This is a genomic window from Bradyrhizobium sp. MI1.11 (assembly GCF_055811255.1).
On record NZ_JBVVPM010000167.1, the window covers coordinates 1 to 1,522 of the forward strand.

A 1,522-nucleotide genomic window follows, 5' to 3' on the forward strand; every position below is an offset into this window, starting at 1 on the left:
CCGGAACTGACTCCGCCGGACGAGGACGACCGCATCAACTCCTCGCTCTGCCACGGTTTCATCTTCGATTTCTGCGGCGTCGAGATCGACCGCACCACGCTGGAGACGCGGATCGATCGCTACGTCACCATGCACGATTGCGGCACCATTTTGCATCCCGGTATGGTCGACGGCCAGATCCGCGGCGGCTTCGCCCAGGCGCTCGGCGCTGCGTTGTACGAGGAATATGCCTACGCCGATGACGGCAGCTTTCTGACGGGAACGCTCGCCGATTATCTGCTGCCGACCACCACCGAGGTGCCGGAGCCTGAGATCATCCACATGGAGACGCCGTCGCCGTTCACGCCGCTCGGCGCAAAAGGCGTTGGCGAGGGCAATTGCATGTCGACGCCGGTGTGCATCGCCAATGCGGTGGCGGACGCGCTCGGTGTTGCCGACATCACGCTGCCGCTGGTGCCGGCGCGGCTCGCAGAGATGGTGCGCGGTGCCGAACCGCCGCCGCCCGCCGGCGGAGCGACCGCGGCGCCCGTGCGCGAAGGCGACCGGCGGCTGCGCGGCGAGGGGCAAGCCTCGGTGAAGGGCGCGCCAGAGCAGGTCTGGGCGATGCTGCTCGATCCGAACACCTTGCAATCCGTCATCCCCGGCTGCCAGCGCGTCGACAAGATCACCGACACGCATTTCCGCGCCGACGTCACTCTCGGCATCGGCCCCGTCAGCGGGCGCTATCGTGCCGATGTGGAATTGTTCGATCTCGATCCGCCGCGCGCGGTCACCTTGCGCGGCGGCGCCACCGGAGCGCTCGGCTTCGGCAACGCCGAGGGACGGATCACGCTCGCGCCCGACGGCAGCGGCGGAACGAAGCTGACCTACAGCTACGACGCCGCGATCGGCGGCAAGGTCGCCAGCATCGGCGGCCGTCTGCTCGATGGCGCCACGCGCGTGATCATCGGGCAGTTCTTCACTGCGCTGGCGCGCAAGGCCGGCGGCGGCGGTACGACCGGCGGTGGTTTCTCGCTGTTCGCGCTGCTGGCAAAACTTGCGAGCCTGTTCGGGGGGCGCCGATGAAGCCGCCCGCTTTCGACTATCTCCGTGCCGAGACTGTCGGCGACGTCCTCGAAGGACTCGCGCAGGAAGGCGGCGACGCCCGCGTGCTTGCCGGCGGGCAGTCGCTGATGGCGATGCTCAACATGCGCCTCGCCAAACCGAAGCTCTTGATCGACATCATGCGCCTCGAGGAGCTGCGGAAGATCGAGCGGAAGGGCGATGCCGTCGTCATCGGCGCCGGCGTGCGGCAGGCCGATCTGCTCGCCTGGCCCGATCTCGCCGACGCGCTGCCGCTGGTGTCGCTGGCGCTGCCCTGGGTCGGGCATATGCAGACACGCAGCCGCGGCACCATCTGCGGCTCGCTCGCGCATGCCGATCCCAGCGCCGAGATGCCGCTGACGCTGGTCGCGCTCGGTGGTGAGGTGCATCTGCGTAGCGCAAAGCGGCGGCGCCGGGTGGCGGCAAAAGACTTCTTCGC

The 1,522-nt window shown here is 68.7% G+C and carries 2 protein-coding genes; both read left to right on the top strand.

The genetic code is table 11. The features are described 5' to 3' along the window. Positions 1 to 1,065, top strand: a 1,065-nt coding sequence (locus AC0L30_RS42895) for an SRPBCC family protein (protein WP_473406780.1), incomplete at its 5' end; no start/stop codon positions are given. Then, positions 1,062 to 1,522, top strand: a 461-nt coding sequence (locus tag AC0L30_RS42900) for an FAD binding domain-containing protein (RefSeq protein ID WP_473406781.1), incomplete at its 3' end; no start/stop codon positions are given. The genes AC0L30_RS42895 and AC0L30_RS42900, both read left to right, overlap by 4 nt.